19 protein-coding genes are annotated in these 17927 nt (G+C 72.8%); 12 read left to right on the forward strand and 7 right to left on the reverse strand.

Annotated features, from left to right (window positions below; all coding sequences use genetic code 11):
* Position 1: 1 nt before the first annotated feature.
* From ACZ619_RS06025 to ACZ619_RS06055, 7 genes are all read left to right on the forward strand, one after another.
* The gene (locus tag ACZ619_RS06025; protein WP_469594705.1) at positions 2 to 769 is read left to right on the forward strand and encodes an amino acid ABC transporter ATP-binding protein; all 768 of its coding nucleotides are present in this window, start codon (positions 2 to 4) and stop codon (positions 767 to 769) included.
* A gap of 2 nt (positions 770 to 771) precedes the next feature.
* A complete protein-coding gene (locus tag ACZ619_RS06030) occupies positions 772 to 1419 on the forward strand; it encodes an amino acid ABC transporter permease (protein WP_469594707.1) in 648 nt (215 codons plus the stop codon).
* Positions 1416 to 2093: an amino acid ABC transporter permease gene (locus tag ACZ619_RS06035; RefSeq protein WP_469594708.1), complete on the forward strand. Its 678-nt coding sequence runs from the start codon at positions 1416 to 1418 to the stop codon at positions 2091 to 2093. The genes ACZ619_RS06030 and ACZ619_RS06035 overlap by 4 nt, the downstream gene beginning before the upstream one ends.
* Positions 2090 to 3397, forward strand: coding sequence for an NtaA/DmoA family FMN-dependent monooxygenase (locus ACZ619_RS06040; RefSeq protein ID WP_469594710.1), 1308 nt, complete (start codon positions 2090 to 2092; stop codon positions 3395 to 3397). The genes ACZ619_RS06035 and ACZ619_RS06040 overlap by 4 nt, the downstream gene beginning before the upstream one ends.
* Before the next feature lie 58 nt (positions 3398 to 3455).
* A complete protein-coding gene (locus tag ACZ619_RS06045) occupies positions 3456 to 4217 on the forward strand; it encodes an SDR family oxidoreductase (protein ID WP_469594712.1) in 762 nt (253 codons plus the stop codon).
* Positions 4218 to 4567: 350 nt separating this feature from the next.
* Positions 4568 to 5974: an isopeptide-forming domain-containing fimbrial protein gene (locus tag ACZ619_RS06050; RefSeq protein ID WP_469594714.1), complete on the forward strand. Its 1407-nt coding sequence runs from the start codon at positions 4568 to 4570 to the stop codon at positions 5972 to 5974.
* 203 nt (positions 5975 to 6177) lie between these two features.
* Positions 6178 to 6522 carry a hypothetical protein gene (locus ACZ619_RS06055; protein ID WP_469594715.1) on the forward strand — a complete coding sequence of 115 codons (345 nt, stop codon included), beginning with the start codon at positions 6178 to 6180 and terminating at the stop codon, positions 6520 to 6522.
* Positions 6523 to 6545: 23 nt separating this feature from the next.
* Here ACZ619_RS06055 and ACZ619_RS06060 read toward each other — a convergent pair whose 3' ends face one another.
* From ACZ619_RS06060 to ACZ619_RS06080, 5 genes are all read right to left on the reverse strand, one after another.
* Positions 6546 to 6821 carry a hypothetical protein gene (locus ACZ619_RS06060; protein ID WP_469594718.1) on the reverse strand — a complete coding sequence of 92 codons (276 nt, stop codon included), beginning with the start codon at positions 6819 to 6821 and terminating at the stop codon, positions 6546 to 6548.
* A 120-nt stretch (positions 6822 to 6941) separates the two neighbouring features.
* Positions 6942 to 7613 carry a hypothetical protein gene (locus ACZ619_RS06065; protein ID WP_469594720.1) on the reverse strand — a complete coding sequence of 224 codons (672 nt, stop codon included), beginning with the start codon at positions 7611 to 7613 and terminating at the stop codon, positions 6942 to 6944.
* Positions 7610 to 8233: an RNA polymerase sigma factor gene (locus tag ACZ619_RS06070; RefSeq protein ID WP_469594722.1), complete on the reverse strand. Its 624-nt coding sequence runs from the start codon at positions 8231 to 8233 to the stop codon at positions 7610 to 7612. Before ACZ619_RS06070 ends, ACZ619_RS06065 begins: the two co-directional genes overlap by 4 nt.
* A 505-nt stretch (positions 8234 to 8738) precedes the next feature.
* Positions 8739 to 10394 (reverse strand): beta-1,3-glucanase family protein, encoded by a 1656-nt coding sequence (locus ACZ619_RS06075; RefSeq protein ID WP_469594724.1) that lies wholly within the window; start codon positions 10392 to 10394, stop codon positions 8739 to 8741.
* Between the two features lie 150 nt (positions 10395 to 10544).
* Positions 10545 to 11507, reverse strand: a complete 963-nt coding sequence (locus tag ACZ619_RS06080) for a zinc-binding dehydrogenase (RefSeq protein ID WP_469594726.1) — start codon at positions 11505 to 11507, stop codon at positions 10545 to 10547.
* Between the two features lie 112 nt (positions 11508 to 11619).
* Between ACZ619_RS06080 and ACZ619_RS06085 the strand changes: the two genes are divergently transcribed.
* Positions 11620 to 12288, forward strand: coding sequence for a TetR/AcrR family transcriptional regulator (locus tag ACZ619_RS06085; RefSeq protein ID WP_469594729.1), 669 nt, complete (start codon positions 11620 to 11622; stop codon positions 12286 to 12288).
* Here ACZ619_RS06085 and ACZ619_RS06090 read toward each other — a convergent pair.
* Together ACZ619_RS06090 and ACZ619_RS06095 are read right to left on the reverse strand one after the other, a co-directional pair.
* Positions 12252 to 12620 carry a DUF6415 family natural product biosynthesis protein gene (locus ACZ619_RS06090; protein ID WP_469594732.1) on the reverse strand — a complete coding sequence of 123 codons (369 nt, stop codon included), beginning with the start codon at positions 12618 to 12620 and terminating at the stop codon, positions 12252 to 12254. The genes ACZ619_RS06085 and ACZ619_RS06090 overlap by 37 nt on opposite strands.
* A gap of 109 nt (positions 12621 to 12729) precedes the next feature.
* Positions 12730 to 14139: an APC family permease gene (locus ACZ619_RS06095; RefSeq protein ID WP_469594734.1), complete on the reverse strand. Its 1410-nt coding sequence runs from the start codon at positions 14137 to 14139 to the stop codon at positions 12730 to 12732.
* A gap of 230 nt (positions 14140 to 14369) precedes the next feature.
* On the opposite strand from ACZ619_RS06095, the gene ACZ619_RS06100 reads away from it, so the two are divergent.
* From ACZ619_RS06100 to ACZ619_RS06115, 4 genes are read left to right on the forward strand one after another with little or no spacing between them, the layout of a single operon-like run.
* Positions 14370 to 15170, forward strand: a complete 801-nt coding sequence (locus ACZ619_RS06100) for a polysaccharide deacetylase family protein (protein WP_469594737.1) — start codon at positions 14370 to 14372, stop codon at positions 15168 to 15170.
* Complete coding sequence (locus ACZ619_RS06105; protein WP_469594740.1) at positions 15167 to 15961, forward strand: SDR family NAD(P)-dependent oxidoreductase; 795 nt, start codon at positions 15167 to 15169, stop codon at positions 15959 to 15961. Before ACZ619_RS06100 ends, ACZ619_RS06105 begins: the two co-directional genes overlap by 4 nt.
* Positions 15958 to 16746: an SDR family NAD(P)-dependent oxidoreductase gene (locus ACZ619_RS06110; protein WP_469594741.1), complete on the forward strand. Its 789-nt coding sequence runs from the start codon at positions 15958 to 15960 to the stop codon at positions 16744 to 16746. Before ACZ619_RS06105 ends, ACZ619_RS06110 begins: the two co-directional genes overlap by 4 nt.
* The gene (locus tag ACZ619_RS06115) at positions 16743 to 17918 is read left to right on the forward strand and encodes a C45 family autoproteolytic acyltransferase/hydolase (RefSeq protein ID WP_469594743.1); all 1176 of its coding nucleotides are present in this window, start codon (positions 16743 to 16745) and stop codon (positions 17916 to 17918) included. The genes ACZ619_RS06110 and ACZ619_RS06115 overlap by 4 nt, the downstream gene beginning before the upstream one ends.
* Positions 17919 to 17927: the final 9 nt, after the last annotated feature.

Consider the following 17927-nt stretch of genomic DNA (forward strand, 5'->3'; position numbering starts at 1 on the left):
CATGACGTCGTCCACCAGTGACGGGGCCGCGGTCGCGGTGCGCGGGCTCGCCAAGTCCTTCCACGGGCACCGCGTGTTCGCGGACGTAGATCTCGACGTCAGGGCGGGCACCGTGACCGCCGTGGTCGGCCCGAGCGGCTCCGGCAAGAGCACCCTGCTGCGGTGCGTGAACAGGCTGGAGACACCGGACGCGGGCACGGTCACCGTCGACGGGGTCGCCTACCCGGCCGCCGAACGTCTCGACCGGGTCCGGAGCACGGCCCTGCACCGCACCGCCGGCATGGTCTTCCAGTCCTTCAACCTCTTCCCCCACCTGACGGCCGAGCGCAACGTCACCCTGGCCCAGTGCCGGGCCCTGGGACGCCCGCGTCCCGAAGCGGTCCGCCGCTCGCGCGAACTCCTGGACCGCGTGGGCCTGCTGGACAAGGCCGACGCGCACCCGCACGCCCTGTCCGGCGGGCAGCAGCAGCGGGTGGCCATCGCCCGCGCGCTCGCGCTGGACCCGAAGGTGCTGCTGTTCGACGAGCCCACCTCGGCCCTCGACCCCGAACTCGCCCTCGACGTGCTGGCGGTGATGCGCTCGCTGGCCGCGGAGGGCCGCACGATGATCGTGGTCACCCATGAGATGAGGTTCGCCGAGGAGGTGTCCGAGCAGGTCGTCATGATGGCCGACGGCAGCGTCGTCGAATCCGGCACACCGGAGCAGGTCTTCGGATCCCCCGCGCATCCCCGTGCCCGCCGCTTCCTGGCCTCGGTCAGGGGGCGCTGACCGTGGACCTGCTCACCGCGATCCTGCGGGGCGTGCCGCTCACCCTGGGGGTGACGGCCGCCTCCTTCACGCTGGGCGCGCTGCTGGCCGTACCGCTGGCGGCGGGGCTGGGCGCCCGGCACCCGCTCGCCCGGATCCCCGTCCGCGCGCTGGTCGACCTGGTGCGCGGGGTTCCCGTCCTGGTCTGGCTGTTCCTGCTGTACTTCGGGCTGTCCGTCGGCGAGCTGCGCCTGGAGGCCCTCCAGGCCGCGGTGCTCACGCTGGGCGGGGTGTCCGCCGCCTATCTCGCGGAGACCTACCGCGGCGCCGTGGCCGCCGTGGACGCCGTGGACGCCGGGCAGTGGGAGGCGGCACGGGCGCTGGCCCTGCCCCGGGCCGCCGCGTTCGTCACCGTCGTCGCCCCGCAGGCGGCCCGGATCGCGCTCCCCTCCGTCACCACGTTCGCCCTCACCCTCCTCAAGGACTCCTCCGTCCCCAGTGTGATCGGGGTGACGGACATCGCCTTCCACACGGTCGAACAGGCCCGCTCCACCGGCCAGGGCCTGCCCGCCTACGGAGTGGCGGTCGCCCTCTACATCGCGATCAGCGTGCCCGTCGCACTGCTCTCCCGGTACCTCGACCACCGGCTCAGGAAGAAGGTGGCGCGATGAACGACGGTGTCGCCGACTGGCTGCCGGACCTCCTCGACGGGCTCGGCGTCACCCTGCGTCTCACCGGGGTCAGCCTGGCCTGGGGCCTGCCCGCGGGCCTGCTGCTCGCCCTGCTCTCCTCCTCCCGCCGCCGGGCCGTCGCCTGGCCCGCCGTCGCGGTGGTGGAGGCCGGCCGGGGCACCCCCGTCGTGGTGGCGCTCCAGTTCGTCTACTACGGGCTGCCCGGCGCGGGCGTCCGGCTGGACGCCGTGCCCGCCGTGTGGCTGGCGATCGGTTTCAGCGTCGCCGCCTACTCCAGCGAGATCCTGCGCGCCGCCCTCCAGTCCGTCCCGCGCGGGCAGAGCGAGGCCGCCGGCGCCCTGGCGCTGTCGCGCACCGACGCGCTGCGGTACGTGATCCTGCCCCAGGCGCTGCGCGTGGCGCTGCCCCCGCTGCTCGGGCTCTGTGTCCAGATGTTCCAGGCGACGTCCCTGGCGTTCGCCGTCTCGGTGCCCGAACTCACCAGCCGTGCCTACGCCGTCGGCTCCACCACCTTCCGGTACGTGGAGGTCCTCGCGGTCGCCGGCATCTTCTACGCGCTGGTCGCACTGCCGGTGATCCGGCTGGTCGCGGCCCTGGAAAGACGGTCCGGCGGCCACGCCCCCGGACCCCGCACGAAAGGAAACCCCCGATGACCGACCGCCGTTTCCACCTCGGCTGGTTCCTCAACTACACCGTCGACGGCTGGGACGAACAGTGGTCCGACGGCGGCCGGGACTGGTCCGGCGAGGTGTACGTCGACATCGCCCGCCAACTGGACCGGGCCGGCTTCGACTACGTCCTGCTGGAAGACAAGCTGATGGTCTCCGACACCTACGGCGGGAGCTTCGAGGCCGAACTCCGGCACGCCCAGCACTCCCCCAAGCTCGACCCGGCGCCCCTGGTGCCGCTCCTCGCGCAGGCCACCGAGCATCTCGGCTTCATCGTCACGCTGTCCTCGACGTTCTACCCGCCGTACCTGCTGGCCCGGCTGGTGTCGACGCTCGACCACATCACCCGGGGCAGGGTCGGCTGGAACATCGTGACCTCGGCCGAGGACCGGGCCGCGCAGAACTTCGGTCACGACACCATCCCCGAGCACGACCTGCGATACGAGAAGGCCGACGAGTACGTCGACCTGGTACGCAGGTTGTGGGGGTCGTGGGAACCCGGCGCGGTGGTACGCGACCGCGCCACCCGCACCTACGTCGACCACACCAAGGTCCACGACATCGACTTCGAGGGCCGCTTCTACCGGGCCCGGGGGCCGCTCAACACCGTGCCGTCCCCGCAGCACTTCCCCGTCCTGGCGCAGGCCGGCGGCTCGCCGAAGGGGCGGGCGCTCGGCGCGAAGTACGCCGACACGGTGGTGGCGCCCGCCTCGACGGTCGAGGACATGCGCGCCTACCGGGACGACATCCGCCGCCGCGCCGCCGAGCAGGGCCGCGACCCGGACGCGGTGAAGGTGCTCTTCCTCGTCTCCCCGACCCTGGGCGACACCGACGAGCACGCCTGGCAGCGGGTCGAGGCCCGGGTGAACGACCCGCTGTTCATCGAGCGCAGCCTGGTGGCCGTCTCCGACGTCACGGACATCGACTTCTCCCGGTTCGACCTCGACGAGCCGCTCCCGGACGACCTGGTCACCAACGGCGAACGCGGCACCCTGCGGGCCATGGTGGAGGGCGGCCGGGGCAGGACGCTGCGCGAGCTGATCACCGGCGACGTCGGCCGGCGCAAGGGGGACCTCGTCGGCTCCCCCGCGACGGTCGCCGACCGGCTGGAGGAGATCGCCGAGGCCGTGGGAGGCGACGGCTTCCTGATCCACGCGCCCGGTCTGCGGGTGAGCCGCAAGTACGTCGTCGAGATCACCGACGGGCTGGTCCCGGAGCTGCGCCGCCGGGGCCTGGTGCGCGCCGAGCGCACCACCCGCCATCTCCGCGACACGCTGCGGGAGTTCTGAACCAGTCGCACGGCCCAGCATCCACCGTCCCTTTTCCCACCCGCCCAGGAGGCAGCCCATGACCCGACCGTACGACCACCCGCGCGCCGTGGCCGACGGCGCTCCCCTCGACGGGCGCACGGTCGTCCTGATCGGCGGAGGTTCGGGAATCGGACTGCGCGTGGCCCACCGGGCCGTCGCCGCCGGCGCACAGGTGGTCCTCGGCGGACGTGGGGCGGACCGACTGGCCGCCGCCGCGGACCGGTTGGGCACCGGATCCGTCCGCCGGCGGACCGTCGACGTGACCGACGACGCCTCGCTCGCCGCCTTCTTCGACGGAATCGACCGCGTCGACCACCTGTTCACCTCCGCCGGCACCTACCGCGTCGGCCCGCTGACCGAGCTGAGCCCGGCCGACGCCGAAAGCCCCTTCGTGTCCAAGTTCTGGGGCCAGTACCACGCGGTGCGGCATGCGGCGCCCAAGCTGTCGCGGGACGGTTCCGTCGTGCTGATGTCCGGCGCCGCCGGCGCCCGGCCGCCCGGTCCGGCGCCCGCCTACGCCGCGTGCAACGCCGCCCTCGAAGGGCTGGGCCGGGGCCTGGCGGTCGAGCTCGCGCCGGTCCGTGTCAACGTCGTCTCGCCCGGCACCGTCGACGGGAACCTGTGGGCGCAGCGTCCGGCCGCGGACCGCGAAGCGGCGTTCGCCCAGTACCGCGAGGACACCCTGCTGCACCGGCTCGGCACGGAGGACGAGATCGCGCACGCCGTGCTGTTCCTCTTCACCAACGGCTACACCACCGGCTCGACCCTGTACCCGGACGGGGGTTACACCCTCCGCTGAGCCCGCCCGCCGAAGCCGTCAACCCGCGTGCGGGTACGTTCACCCTTCACGGGTGTGAAGGCTACCCGTCCGGCATATTCATCCGGTCAGCCTCGGGCCGGGCGGGAGGGGCGGGCGGGGTACGCGGGACGGGAGCGGCGGACGCACGGCGGGGCGGGCGGCCGCGCGCCGGGGAGCGTCCGGGCCCGACCGCGCACAAACCCTCCCGGACCACATGGCCCGAACCCGCCCGCCGGTCACTTCACGCAACCGCTCGCATGCGGTGCGCTACCCCCTGTCACGACCCCGCCACGGCGCACCACGGCCGTCGCGGGGCGCAGTCCGGCAGCACCGACGCAAGGGGAAGAACCGTGACCACACCTCCCGCACCGCCGCTCAGGGTCTCCCTGGCCAACGGCAGTTTCGAACAACCCGTCGTCTCCGGCGTGGAGATCCTGCCGGACTCGTCGCAGACCCAGGCGGCCAAACGCGTGCCCGGCTGGCTGACCACCGCCACCGACCACCGCATCGAGCTGTGGCACTCGGGGTTCCAGAACGTGCCCGCGGCCGACGGCGACCAGTTCGCCGAGCTCAACGCCAACCAGGTCTCAACGCTGTACCAGGACCTGCCGACCACCCCGGGCAGCAAGCTGTTCTGGCGGCTGTACCACCGCGGCCGCGAGGGCGACGACACGATGGCGCTGGACATCGGCACGCCCGGTGCCACGGTGGAGCAGCGCCGGATGACCGACGGCAACACCGCCTGGGGCTACTACACCGGCACGTACACCGTCCCGGCGGGCCAGACGCTGACCCGGTTCGCGTTCCGTTCGGTCTCGGCGGCCGGCGGCAACCAGAGCATCGGCAACTTCCTCGACGGTGTCTTCTTCGGCACCGCGCCCTATCTGGTCCTGGACAAGGCCGCGATCCCGGCCGGCCCGCTGGAGGTCGGCGACGTCATCACGTACCGGATCACCGCGAAGAACGAGGGCGGTGGCGCCGCCGAGCGGCTGGTCCTGACCGACGACATCCCGGCGGGCACCACCTATCTGCCCGGCTCCCTGCGCATCCTCGACGGGCCGAACGCCGGGGCCAAGAGCGACGCCCGCGACACCGACCAGGCCTCCTACGACGCCCAGGCGGGCAAGGTCGTCTTCAACCTGGGCACCGGCGCCACCGGCACGCAGGGCGGCAGCCTGGCCAACACCCTGTCCCTGCCCGCGGGGACGACCGTCGAGTACCGGGTCACCATCGACACCGCCAGCGGCGGCAAGCAGATCACCAACACCGCGAGCGCGGCCTACGAGAACCGGCTCGGCGCGACCCCCGAGGCCTTAACGGCCACCTCCGGCCAGACCGTCACGGAGGTCAGGCCGGCCGCCGACCTCGGCGTGACCAAGGCGGCGGACGCGACCACCGTCACCGTCGGGCAGACGGTCACCTTCCGGATCACCGTCCGCAACACCGGCCCGAACGACGCCACCGGCGTGCGGGTCGCCGACCCCCTCCCGAAGGGCCTGGTGTTCCTGTCCGCCGAGCCGAGCCAGGGCCACTACGACCCCGACACCGGTGTCTGGACCGCGGGCGGCGTCCCCGACGGCGCCGACGCCACCCTCGTCCTGCGGGCGAAGGCCACCGCCACCGGCAAGGTCACCAACACCGCGACCGCCACGGCCAACGAGAAGGACCCCGACCCCACCGACAACTCCGACTCCGTCACGGTCTGCGTCACGGCCGCCCCCGCCTGCTGCGACCCCTGCCGCGACAGCGCCGGCTGACACCGACCTCCCTCCACCCGTCCGGGCCGCCCTCCCACGAGAGGGGCGGCCCGGACGGCCGCGCGCACCGTTCCAGGCCGACGGCCGCCTCCTCGGTCCGGGTTACGCCGGGGAGCGGGAACGGCCGGACGGGGAGGGCGGGTTCGCGGCGGTGGTGGGCCTGTTGACGCGGGGCCCGGGAACCGGCAGGGCCGTTTCCCGGTTTGCGGGCCGACGTCACGTTCTGGCCTGTATATAACTGCTCACGGCCGGCCTCCCCCGCGTCGCAGAACAGTGGCCGCGCGAGGAGCAGCAGCACCGGCCCGGCCAAGGCGTCCGTCAAGGACGAGCTGAAGCCGACCGTCTCCGCGTCCGCGCCACAGCAGGGCGACCCGCCCAAGCGCCGCGGCAGCGTGTCCGTCAGCAACGCCTCCAGCGAGCTGCGGCGCTCCGACGAGAAGCTCGCGGTCAAGGTGCGGGCACCGCTGGCTCTGCGGCCCAGGGGGACCGGACGTCTGTCCGACGAGGACGTACGGACGGTGCCGGCGGTGCTGGGGCGGGTGCGGTAGGCGCACCTTCGCCTGCCGACGGGTCAGGTGCGGGGCGGGCGCAGCGCCTCGATGCCGCGTGGCCGGGCCGCTCGGGCGAGCGGCTCCGCGTCGATCGTCACCGGCGCGGGAAGGGCCGGAGCCCGGAGGGCCGGAGCGGGTTGGGGCGGGGCGGGCCGCGGGTGGGGACCGCAGCAGGGGTGCGGGCAGGGCAGGACGACGACCAGTGCGATGACGGTGGGTCCGGTGCTCCGGCGGGTGCGGAGCGAGGCGGTCTGCGGGTTCCCGCCCGGCAGGGGTGGTCGGGGGCTAGGGTGCATGGGAGACGTCCCTTTCGTACGGCGTCGTGGTGGGGAGTACGCCCGGCCGGTGGCCTCGGAACCGGTGGCCGGAGCGGGACTCCCCACCCTCTTTCTCGTGTGCTTCGTGCTCCCGCGCGGTCAGCGGCGAGCGGCGAACTCCTGGAGCCGGTCGACCAGTTGACGGTCGGGGCGGGCGACGATGACGGAGCGGTGGGGAGCGCGTGCGGCGAGCCGGTCGACCTCGTTCTCCAGGCGGTCGGTGGGGGCCAGCGCGGTGGAGCCGTTGATGCGGACGTAGCGGGCGAAGAGTTCGAGGCCTTCGAGGAAGGCGGCGTCGGGCGGTGTGGTGTCGGCCATGGAGTGGGTGAGCTGGTGGAACCAGTGCCGCGCCCGCTTGGACTCGCCGACGGCCAGGTGGTGCAGGTGCAGGCAGTAGGCGGCGGCCCGGCTGCCGGCGCCGGCCGCGAGCTGCCACCAGAACTGCGCGGACTCGGGATGGCGGGTGAGGTAGAGCAGGCAGGCGAAGGCGAGGGCGCCGTCGACGTCCAGGTGTTCCTCCGCCAGCGGACCGCGTTCGGGACCCTCGGCGATCTTGGCGACGTGGTCGGCGACGGCGGGTTCGTTGAGCACCCACCGGCACACCACGCCCAGCCGCTGGCCGGCCTGGGCGGCGCGCGCGATCTCCGTGATCGGGGTGCGCCGGCGGGCGTCGGCGGCGAGACGGCGCAGCCCGTCGGCCACGTCGAAGCCGCGCGGGTCCGCGACCGGCAGCCGGGCCTCGTCCAGCAGGATGTCGAGAGTGGTCGTCACGGTCGCTCCCTCTTGTGCTGGGGCCTCTTGCGTTCGTCGGGCAGGCCGAGCTTGACGCGCAGCCGCTCCTTGCCGCGGCGCAGGTGGTGGCCGACGGTGCGTTCGTCGATGCCGACGTACCAGGCGACCTTGGCGGTGGGGTAGCCGAGGACGTAGCGGAGCACGATCACCTCGAACTGGCGGTTGGGGAGTTCCGCGATCGCCTCGTACAGTCCGCTGGTCGACTCCATCTTGCGGAGCCGGTCCCGGGCCGTGGCGAGCACCGGGGACAGCGCCTGGGCGATGGGCCCGTTGATGACGAACGCCGCCTCCCGTCCCTCGCGTTCGAGACGGTCGTGCACGGCCCGCCGCACGATCGCCCAGGCACCCTGTTCCAGCGAGCCCGAGCTGAGCAGCTCCGTCCAGCCCGCGAGGATCTTGAGGAACACCTCGTGGATGACCTCTTCGGCCACCTCCCTGGTGCCGAAGTGGACTTCGGCGTAGGCGTGGAACGGCTCCTGGTGTCCGAGGTAGAAGGCCTCGAAGTCCAGGGGCAGTTCCAGCGGCACGTACATGGACTGCGACAGCCCCGCGCCCCCTTCCGGGGCCGGGGCGCTCTCTGGGGCGTCGTCGTGACTCACGCGGGCCTCCTGGCGGCAAGGCACATGGGCAGGCTCTCCCTCTCCATCGGACGTCGGCTGGGACCGGCGCCAACTAGTGCGCGCCGACGGCCCATTGGGCCTGAGACCTACCTAAGTGATTCCTGGGACGGATCACTCACCGCCCGCGGAAAAAGTCGGCGGACCTCACCGCCGTACCGCGTGCTGCAATCTTCAACAACCAGTGCTAGTCACTCTCGGTAGCACCCTGACCAGGACCAACCCTTTCGAGGGATGTGACGAACAGTTCTACGAAGGCTCACCGTGTTCTACATCACACCAGGTCCGCACCCCGCGCACACCCGGCGCATATCGGCGCACGGCCGTTCCATTCACGCCCCCCAGGCGTCACCCAGGGTGACGGATCGGTTGTCCGGCGCACACGGGCGCCGCGGCCATCGCTGGCGCGGGTGGCGACGGCAACGGCCACCGGCGCCATGGCGGGTGACGTCATGACGGCGGTGGCCGGGTCCGGGGAGGCGGACGGTCAGCTGGTGAAGGTGAACCAGTTGATGTTGGTGAAGTCGGAGGTGCTGCCCGCGAAGACCAGGTAGACGTCGTGGACGCCGGTGGCGGAGGCGACGATGTTCGCGGGCACCGTCTGCCAGTTCTGCCAGCCGCCGTTGTTGGCGAAGTCGATCTCCGCGATCTTCGTACCGCCGGTGCTGTCGAGGCGTACCTGGACGGCGCCGCTGACCCCGGAGTCGGCGCCCGACGCCAGCCGGGCCTTGAACTGGTTCGGGGAGGCCGAGCCGAAGTCGACGGAGGAGAACTTGAGCCAGTCGCCGTTCGAGATGTAGCCCACGTCGCTGCCGCCGCCGGTGTCGGAGCAGCTCTCGGTGGTGGTCCCGCTCTGCGCCGAGTAGGACTCGGCCTGGATGGTGCCGTACGCGCTGACGGTGCCCGAGCCCGAGCCGCCCGAGCCGCTGCCGGAGCCGGCGCCCAGCGTGATGGTCCACGAGGTGGGCGCGCCGTCCTGGATGTGCCCGTCCACGGGCGCCGAGCCGGTGGGGCCGACGTCGTCGTAGGGGAAGGCGTAGCCGATGCTGGCGTACTGGTGGACGAGGCGGGCGTAGTGGTTGGTGATCGCGTCCTGGTAGTACTGGGAGGCCGTCACGCCGTCCGGCTGGTTGTTGCCGCCGGAGACCAGCAGCGAGCTCCGGTTGAGCGCGGCGGCGAGCCTCGCGGCGACCGCGCCCCGGGCGTCGGCGCCGGAGTTGTAGAGGGGGCCTGAGGCGCAGCCGAAGATGTCGGCCGCGCTCGGCTTGGTGAACGGCACGCCGTTGGTGTTGAGGCCGGAGAAGACGATGGCGCCGCCGGAGACGGTCCCGGTGTAGGAGCCGATGCTGCCCTGGCCGTTGACGGTCAGCGAGGTGGAGGCGTAGTGGCTCCAGACCCGGTTCAGGTAGTCGTCCCAGTAGCTGCCGAAGTCGACCGGCGTGTGCGACGGCGACAGCACCCGCAGGACCGCGCCGGAGGAGTCGGTGACGACCAGTCTGTCCCAGGGCGCTCCGTCGGAGGCGTGCTGGGCCTGGAGTCCGGAGGCGATGGAGGCGAGGGCGCCCGAGGGCAGCGGGCTGACCGACTGGTTGCCGCCGCTGCCGGTGCTGGCCATCGAGACCGGCAGGCCGACCATGTCGACGTAGGAGATGTTGGCGTAGAGGTTGGCGCTGTTGAAGGTGAACTCGCAGAACGTCCAGTTGGTGGCCCAGTTGGGGTCGGAGCTGACCAGGGCGGGCTGCACCAGGCCGGGCACGGTGCCCGGGTTGACGAAGAACTGGAGTTTCTGCCCGACCGAGAACCAGACCCGGCCGCCTATGACGTAGTCGGTCAGGGTGACGGTGGTCGCCGCGGAACCGGAGGCTCCCAGCGCGATGGAGTAGTCGGCGATGGGCGTCACGGTGGACGACGGGTTGGGCAGCCGGTTCACGGTGCCGTTCGCCGAGACGAAGACGGGCCAGCCGCTGCTGTCGGAGCCGGAGATGTAGGCGTAGACGGTGTCGTGGCCGGAGTTGTTGGCGAGCTTCACGGGGAGCGAGACTCCCGCCGCCGCCGCGGTGGCGGCGCCCGGCGAGAACGGGCTGAGCACGGCCGCGGCGGTGGCGGCTCCGGCCGCGGTCAGCAAGGAGCGTCGGGAAACCACAGGTCCTCCCGGGGACTTGATGGTCCGTCAGCGATGTGACGGTTGGGGGGTGTTGGGTCGTGTGGGGTTCTGTGCGGGGGCGACGCTATTGGACTGGACCAATAGCGTCAAGGGTCCGGGAACCCGGAGCCGGCAACACCCGCGCCCGGTTCAGGGCACCAGCACGATCCTGCCGAACACCCGCCCCGCGTCCATCTCGCGGTGCGCCAGCGCCGCCCGGCCGAGCGGCAGCACGTCGTGCACGACCGTGCGCAGGTCCCCGGCCGCGGCGGCGGCGAACTGCGCCGCCCGCACGGCCTGCCGCTCGGGGCCGGGCACGGTGTCGGAGCTGAAGGTGGCGTACGACAGCGACCTGCGGAAGGCGGCGACCAGGCGGGTGCCGAAGTCCGACGGCGGCTGCCCGCCGACCACGCCCACCGAGACGAACCGCCCGTTGGGGTTCAGCCGGTCCAGGAAGAGCGGGAGCCCGGGTCCGCCCACGACGTCGATCACCACGTCGAAGCCCTGCGGGGCGTCGGGACCGCCCGCGCCCGAGCGGTCGAGGACATGGGTCGCGCCCAGGTCCCGCAGGCGGGCGCCGCGCTCCGCCGACGAGGTGGTGACCGCCACCGCGCCCGCGCCGCCCCGGGCCGCGAGCTGGACCGCGGTGATCCCGATGCTGCCCGCCGCACCGCGCACGAGCACCGTCTCGCCGGGCGCCGAGCGGGCGCGGTCCAGGGCGAAGTGGGCGACCACGCCGGAGCCGCCGAGCGCCACCGCGTCGGCGCCGGTCAGGCCGTCGGGCAGCGCGAGCACGTCCTCGACGGCGGCGACGGCCTGCTCGGCGTACCCACCGGACAGACCGGTGAACGCCCACACCCGGCGTCCCGTCCACGAGGCGGCCACCCCCTCCCCCACCGCGGTGACCCGGCCCGCGACCTCGCTGCCGAGGAGGTGGCCCTCGCGGAAGCCGTAGGCTGAGAGGGTCCCCCGGCGGATCACGGCGTCCACGCCGCCGACGCCGATCGCCTCCGTGGCGATGCGCACCTGGCCAGGACCGGGTTCGGGCTCCGGCAGTTCGACGGTCTCCAGGCCGTCGGGGTGTCCGAAGGTCCTGATCACGACGGCTTTCATCACGGCTCCTGGAACATGGGAGGTCGGGTCACGGCCGCCCGGCCGTGACCGGTGCGGCGCTGTCTTCGGACCGTAGGGGACGTGCCCGTCCGCCCGACCGAAGTGAGACGCGATGACCGACCGTTTGCCTCGGGTCGTGCGTTCCGACGCCCGCGACAACCGTGCCCGCATCCTGGACGCCGCCCGTACCGTGTTCGGCGAGGCGGGGCTGGACGTGCCGGTGCGCGAGGTCGCCCGGCACGCCGGGGTCGGCCCCGCCACGCTCTACCGGCACTTCCCGACCAAGCGCGAACTGATCGTGGAGACCTTCGCCGAGCAGCGGCGAGGCTGCCGGGCCGCTGTCCGCGACGCCCTCGCGGACCCGGACCCCTGGCACGGTTTCCGGGACCTGGTCGAACGGATCTGTGAACTCCACGCCCGCAGCAGGGGGTTCGCCGACGCCTACATGGCGGCCTTCCCGGAGGCCATGGACTTCGCCGCCGACCGGGAGCGGATGCTGCGCGCGGTCGGCGCTCTGGTGCGCCGGGCCCAGGAGGACGGGCAGCTGCGCCCCGGCTTCGTCGTCGACGACCTCGTCCTCATGCTCATGGCCCACCGGGGTGTCCAGGACGCGCCGCGCGCGGCCCGGCTCGCCGCCTCCCGCCGCTTCGCCGCGTATGTGATCGAGGCGTTCCGGGCCGCACCGGGACCAGCGGCGCCGGCGCCCTTGCCGCCGGCGCCGCGTCTGTGGGACGGGCAGCTGGTTCAGGGGGTGGCGTCGCCCGGGTCGAGGGCGTCGTGATGGGTGCACAGGGCGTCCAGGATGCGGGCGAGCCTGAGGGCCAGGGCGAGTTGCCCGGTGGCGGACGGCCGGTCGGGGATGGTCAGCTTGCGCCGCGCCTCCCGGGCGCAGGCGAGCGCCAGACAGGCGGCGAGGTCGGTGCTCTCGGGCTGGCGTCCGGCGATGGCCTCGATCTCGGGGATCATCACCTGGAGGTGGCCGCGCAGTTGGGCGACAAGGACGGCGAGTTCGCCGGTGGACGGCGGCTGGGCGAGTACCAGCACGCGCTGCGAGGTTCCGCGCATCGTCTCGACGTCCGCCGGATCCTGCTCTTCATCTAGCCAAACGGGCATGCCACCTGGGGTCATGCCCGCACTTCCGGCCGGGAGCCCGGCGCGGATGCACTTCGGCGCGGAGAAATTCCGCTGGCCGCTGCCGGTGTGCCGGCAGCGGCCCGTGGGATCAGTCCCCGGTCAGGGGTTTCGCGTGCGAGGGCTCGGCGCCGGGCGCGTCCGGGACGGTGGCCGGGTCCGACTCGTCCAGGTTCAGCTCCGGCGGCTTGCGGGTGAAGCCCCGGGTGATGAGGGCGAGGACGACGAGGCCGGCGGCCAGCCAGACGAGACCCACCTTGAACGTGGTGCCCGTCAGGCTGGTCCAGAGCCAGACGGTGGTCAGGAAGCCGAGTGCGGGGAGCAGGCCGTCGATGATCCACGAGGTGGCGGAGATCCGGCCGCGCCGGACCAGGTAGTGCTTGATGACGCTGAGGTTCACCATGGAGAACGCGGCCAGGGCACCGAAGTTGACCATGACCACGGCGTCGTCCAGGCTCAGCACCGCCGACAGCACGGCCACCAGCGAGACCACCACGAGCGAGCCCACGGGGGTGCGGAACCGCTCGTGGAGGGTGCCGAAGGGGCGGCGGGGCAGTACGCCGTCGCGTCCCATGGAGAAGAGGATCCGCGCGACGCTGGCCTGGGAGACCATCGCGGAGCCGAAGCAGTTCAGCACGTAGACCATGGTGAACGCGGTGCCGAGGGCCGCTCCGCCGACGGTCCGCATCAGTTCGGCGCCGGCCGAGTCCGGGTCGGCGAAGTTGCCGGCGGGCCGGACCATCGCGCCCAGCCAGGCGACCAGGATGAACAGCAGGCCGCCGATCACGGTCGTGAGCATGATGCCGAGCGGCACGTTGCGGCGGGGGTTGTGGGACTCCTCGGCGAGGGTGGACACCGCGTCGAAACCGAGGAAGCTCAGGGCGAGGATCGCCGCTCCGCCGGTGAGCAGCGACCACTGCCCGGAGGCGGGCACGAAGGAGTCGAACATGGCCCCGGGCGAGGTCTGGGTCTTCGTTCCCGCGAGAATGATGAAAAGGAACAGCAGCAGCGCGGTCGCGCCCATGATGACGGCGTTGACCCGGCTGAGGAATTTGACACCGAGAATGTTGAACACGAGCACGACCAGCAGCAGGCCGATGCTCCACACCTGCTGGGGGACGGCCGGGAACTGCGCGTGCAGATAGATTCCGGCGAGCAGGAACGAGATCATCGGCAGGAACAGGTAGTCGAGCATCAGAGTCCAGCCGGCGAGGAATCCGATGTGCCCGCCGAATGCGCGCTGCGTGTATTTGTAGGCCGATCCCGCCTGGGGGAAGGCACGGACCATGCGGCCGTAGCTGTGGGCTGTCAGCAGCATGACGAGCAGGGCGAGCGCGTAGGCCGCGGGCAGGTGTCCCGCGGTCTGTTCTTCAACGATCCCGTAGGTGGTGAAGACCGCCACCGGGGACATGTAGGTGAGGCCGAACAGGACGATGGCCGGGAGCCGTAGGACTCTCGTCAGCTGCTGGTCCTGATGCTGTCTGGGGTGCGAGGCCGCCATCGTCGTTCTCCGTTGCCTGTATGTCGACCGGGGTTCATCGGGCTGTCGACAGGTTGGCAAATCCAGCGGCACGACCCAAGTACGTATCTTTGCGTATGCCGCCTCCCGTCATTGCGGCGCGGCGGCCCCGAGGGGCCGTACGTAACATTGCGGAGTTCCCTGGCGGACTCCGGCGGATAACTTTCCTCTCATATTCGTGACGCCCCCCGTTTGAAGTGAGAGGTCTTTTCATGTGGCCATCCGGGTACCGAGCGGCGATCGCCCTCACGGTCGATTTCGACGCCGAAGAACTGTGGCTCGCGGAGGATCCCGCGAACGCGGCCAGGCCAGGTGTCCTCTCACAGGCCCGGTACGGCGCGGAGAAAGCCGTACCCGAAATCCTGGACATCCTGGCGCGGCTGGACGTTCCGGCCACGTTCTTCGTGTGCGGCGGTGACGCCGAGCGGCACCCGCGTGCGGTGGAGTCCATCGTCGCACGCGGCCACGAACTGGCCCATCACGGGTTCACCCACCGGTCGCCGCACCTCATGGCGCGCGAGGAGGAGGCCGCCGAGCTGGCACGGGGGCTCGCGGTGCTGCACGGCTTCACGGACGCGGTGCGCGGCTACCGCTCACCGTCCTGGGACATCAGCCCGAACACCCTGGACCTGCTGCTGGAGCACGGCCTCGACTACTCGTCCAACCTGATGGACTCGACCCTCCCCTACCGGCACACGGAGCACGACGTCGTCGAGATCCCCGTGCACTGGACCCTGGACGACGCGCCGCACTTCTGGTTCGACACCAGCAGCTGGGACCGGACGATCCGCAGCGCCGGCGAGGTCGCCGGGCTGTGGGCCGAGGAGGCCGACGCGATCGGTGCGCAGGGCGGGCTCGTCACGCTGACCGTGCACCCGCAGATCATCGGGCGGCCCGGCCGGCTGCGGATGCTGGAGCGGTTCCTGGCCGGGCTGCGCGCCGACGACGGCCTCTGGTTCGCCCGGTGCGGTGAGATCGCCGACCGCGCGCGCCTGACGGGAGGCGCGGCATGAGCGGCGGAGCACCCGCCCCGGCCCAGGGCGGCCGGACCGCGGTGGTGACCGGCGCGGCGCGCGGCATCGGTCACGCGACGGCGCGGCGGCTGGTCGCCGAGGGCTGGTCCGTCGTCCTCACCGACGTCAGCGCGGAGGTCGTGGAGGCGGCCCGGCGCCTGGACGCCACCGGGGAACAGGCCCTGGGCGTCGTCGCGGACGTGACGCGGCCGGCCGACGTGGCAGGACTGGCGCGGGCGGCCGTCGACGCGTTCGGCGGTGTCGACGCCCTGGTGGCGAACGCCGCGGTGGGCGGTCCGGACAGCGCCCTGCTCCAGACGGCCGACGCCGACATCAGGGCCGTCTTCGACATCAACTTCTTCGGTGTCCTCAACTGCGTCCGGGCCCTGGAACCGATGCTCTCCGGCGCCCCCGGCGGCGGCCGAATCGTCGTGCTGGGGTCGCTGTTCGCGCAGGTGGCCACGGTCCGGGCGGGCGCCTACAGCGCGTCGAAGGCGGCCGTGCAGTCGCTGATGCACACGCTGGCCGTGGAGCTGGCCCCGCACTGCACGGTGAACGCCGTGGCACCCGGCTACATCATGACGGAGATGCACCGGGAGGAGATCGCCGGCCGCGCCGAGCGCAGCGGCCGCTCCTTCGCCGTCGAGCGCGACGCCCTCGCCGGCCAGGTCCCCCTGGGCCGGCACGGCACGGGCGAGGACGTCGCCGACACCATCCACTACCTGCTGGCCGGGGCGTCCTACGTCACGGGGCAGACCTTCAACGTCAACGGAGGAGTCTTCACCTCATGAGCAACGGCCCCACCCCCCACAGCTCCCGGAGGCTGGTGGTGACCGGCGCCGCCTCGGGCATCGGCCGGGCCACCGCCCGGCTCGCGGCCCGGGCCGGCTGGTCCGTCGTCGGCCTCGACCTCACCGCCCCGGCCGCCCCCGGCCCCGGCCCCGGCCCCGGCCCCGGCCCCGGCCCCGGCCCCGGCGGGGAACTCCCCGTCGTCCACTGCGACGTCACCGACGAGACCTCGGTGGAGGACGCCTTCCGCACGGCCGCCGGCCTGTGGGAGGGCGCCGCCCCCGACGCCGTCGTGCACTGCGCCGGCACCTACCGCTTCAAGGCGGCCACGCTGACCACCGCGGCCGACTGGGACGCGGTGCTGAACCTGAACGCGCGCGGCTCGCTCCTCGTGGCCGCCGCGGCCGCGCGGCGCATGATCCCCGCCGGGCGCGGCTCCGTGACCCTGCTGTCGAGCATCGGCGCCGTCCGCGGCGACGCGGGCGAGCCCAGTGCCGCCTACAGCGCCAGCAAGGGCGCCGTCCTGTCGCTGTCCCGCCAGCTCGCCGTCGAGTGGGGGCCGCACGGCGTGCGGTGCAACGCGGTGCTGCCCGGGGTGATCGACACCCCGATGACCACCGTCACCCAGGACCCGGAGGCCACCGAGGCGCTGCTGCGCCGGATACCGGCCGGCCGGACCGGCACGGCCGACGAGGTGGCCGAAGTCTGCCTGTTCCTGGCCTCGGACGCCGCGGCGTACGTGAACGGGGCGGCCGTCGCCGTGGACGGGGGCCAGAGCGCCGCATGAGCACCTCGACACCGGCCGCACCCCAGACCGTGCGGATCCACGGCGGCGCGCGGGACCGGGGACGCCAGTACGGCTCCCAGGCCGCCGAGCGCATCCAGATCTCCCTGGAACAGTACGCGCGCGTCTACGCGACGTTCGCCGATCTGTCCTGGTCCGCGGGCGTCGAGGTGGCGCGGTCCTTCGTCCCCGCGGTCAGCGCCTTCGACGCGGAACTGCTGGAGGAGATCGACGGCGTCGCCGACGGGGCCGGGGTGTCCTTCGAGGACGTCCTGGCCCTGAACCTGCGCACCGAGATCCTGTTCTCCGGGAAGGCCCGCAAGCTGGCCGCCCAGGGCGCCGTGCCGCCGCCGCTGCCGGGCCGGGGCGAATGCACCTCGTTCTGCGACCTGCGCGGCGGCCGGACGGTGGCCGGGCAGAACTGGGACTGGATCCCGTTCTCGCACCGGACCGTCGTCGTGCTGGAGGCCGCGCCCGCCCGCGGACCCCGGTGGGTGTCGGTGGTGGAGGCCGGTCTGCTCGCCAAGTTCGGCATCAACTCGGCCCGGCTGGCGGTGCTCACCAACGCGCTGGTCACCTCCCAGGACCGCGGCGAGCCCGGCATGCCGTACCACCTTCTGCTGCGGGCCCTGCTGGGCGCGGAGTCGATGCGGGCGGCCGAGGAGATCCTGCGCTCGACCCGCCGGGCGTCGTCGGCCAACTACCTGCTCGTGGCCGAGGGCACCGGCGTCGACCTGGAGACCAGGCCCGGCGGCCCCGGGGAGCTGCACAGCCGCCGGGTGGCGCCCGGAGAGCTGCTCGTCCACGCCAACCACTTCGACGATCTCGACCCGGCCCTCGCCCAGGACCACGGCCCCCGGCTGATGCCCGACTCCCGCTTCCGCCGGCACCGCGCGCTGGAGCTGGCCCAAGGCGCCGAGGCGTCGGTCGAGGCCTGGCACCGGATCCTCGCCGACCACGAGGGCCACCCCGACGCGGTGTGCTGCCATCCCCATCCGGACCGCGACGCGGAACTGGAGCAGGGCTCGACCGTGGCCAGCGTGATCGCCGAGCCGGGCCCGGCCCTGTTCCACCTGACGCTGGGGCACCCCTGCTCGGCACCGCGGCGCACCTACCGGTGCGCCGACTTCCTGGACGGCCGGACCGACCGGCTCGCGGAGCCGGGACCGCACTGAGCCGGGACC

Source organism: Streptomyces sp. NPDC104367, from assembly GCF_055583825.1.

Excerpts from the sequence above, each read along its gene's own strand:
- ACZ619_RS06025 (WP_469594705.1), top strand. The coding sequence starts at position 2 with ATGACGTCGTCCACCAGTGACGGGGCCGCGGTCGCGGTGCGCGGGCTC.
- ACZ619_RS06035 (WP_469594708.1), top strand. The coding sequence starts at position 1,416 with ATGAACGACGGTGTCGCCGACTGGCTGCCGGACCTCCTCGACGGGCTC.
- ACZ619_RS06040 (WP_469594710.1), top strand. The coding sequence starts at position 2,090 with ATGACCGACCGCCGTTTCCACCTCGGCTGGTTCCTCAACTACACCGTC.
- ACZ619_RS06045 (WP_469594712.1), top strand. The coding sequence starts at position 3,456 with ATGACCCGACCGTACGACCACCCGCGCGCCGTGGCCGACGGCGCTCCC.
- ACZ619_RS06060 (WP_469594718.1), bottom strand. The coding sequence starts at position 6,821 with ATGCACCCTAGCCCCCGACCACCCCTGCCGGGCGGGAACCCGCAGACC.
- ACZ619_RS06080 (WP_469594726.1), bottom strand. The coding sequence starts at position 11,507 with ATGAAAGCCGTCGTGATCAGGACCTTCGGACACCCCGACGGCCTGGAG.
- ACZ619_RS06085 (WP_469594729.1), top strand. The coding sequence starts at position 11,620 with ATGACCGACCGTTTGCCTCGGGTCGTGCGTTCCGACGCCCGCGACAAC.
- ACZ619_RS06090 (WP_469594732.1), bottom strand. The coding sequence starts at position 12,620 with ATGCCCGTTTGGCTAGATGAAGAGCAGGATCCGGCGGACGTCGAGACG.
- ACZ619_RS06095 (WP_469594734.1), bottom strand. The coding sequence starts at position 14,139 with ATGGCGGCCTCGCACCCCAGACAGCATCAGGACCAGCAGCTGACGAGA.
- ACZ619_RS06100 (WP_469594737.1), top strand. The coding sequence starts at position 14,370 with ATGTGGCCATCCGGGTACCGAGCGGCGATCGCCCTCACGGTCGATTTC.
- ACZ619_RS06105 (WP_469594740.1), top strand. The coding sequence starts at position 15,167 with ATGAGCGGCGGAGCACCCGCCCCGGCCCAGGGCGGCCGGACCGCGGTG.
- ACZ619_RS06110 (WP_469594741.1), top strand. The coding sequence starts at position 15,958 with ATGAGCAACGGCCCCACCCCCCACAGCTCCCGGAGGCTGGTGGTGACC.
- ACZ619_RS06115 (WP_469594743.1), top strand. The coding sequence starts at position 16,743 with ATGAGCACCTCGACACCGGCCGCACCCCAGACCGTGCGGATCCACGGC.